Source organism: Azohydromonas lata NBRC 102462, from assembly GCF_001571085.1.
In the GTDB taxonomy this organism is placed as follows: Bacteria; Pseudomonadota; Gammaproteobacteria; order Burkholderiales; family Burkholderiaceae_C; genus Azohydromonas; species Azohydromonas lata.
Genome location: NZ_BCTC01000330.1, coordinates 1 through 618, shown reverse-complemented (window position 1 = coordinate 618; position 618 = coordinate 1). Strand labels below are relative to the sequence as shown.

General features: G+C 67.8%; 1 protein-coding gene. It reads right to left on the bottom strand.

Annotation, left to right across the window (positions count from 1 at the left end):
• Positions 1–618, bottom strand: a 618-nt coding sequence (locus tag ALA01S_RS31360) for a urate hydroxylase PuuD (RefSeq protein ID WP_174548683.1), incomplete at both ends; no start/stop codon positions are given.

Here is a 618-nt window from a genome sequence, read left to right as displayed (position 1 = left end):
TGGTACAGCCAGCCGTAGTGGTTGGACAGCATGGCGATCAGCACCGGCAGCGTGAAGTAGGTGTTGTGCACGCTGCGCTGCTTGCCGCGCTGGCCGTGCACCGGGTCCACGGGCTGCCCGGCGCGCAGTTGCGCCACCACGGTGCGCTGCCCGGGGATGATCCAGAAGAACACGTTGGCGCTCATGGACGTGGCCATCATCGCGCCCACCAGCAGGAAGGCCGCGCGGCCCGCGAACAGCTGGCAGGCCAGCCAGGCCGCGAACACCACCAGCGCAAAGACCAGCACGCCGACGATCAGGTCACCGTTCTTCCTGCGGCCCAGCGTGCGGCAGATGCCGTCGTACAGCAGCCAGAAGGCCGCGAGGAAGCCCAGCGCCGCACCGATGGCCGCGCCCGCGGACCAGTCGTGCACGCTCTTGTCCACCAGGAAGGTCCCGGCGTTGAAGAGGTACAGGACCGTGAAGAGGCCGAACCCCGTGAGCCACGTCGAGTAGCTCTCCCAGTACGACCAGTGCAGGTTCTCGGGCAGCGGCAGCCACTTGGGCGCCACCATGTACTTGTTGGAGTGGTAGAAGCCGCCGCCGTGCACGGCCCACATCTCGCCGTCCACGCCCTTG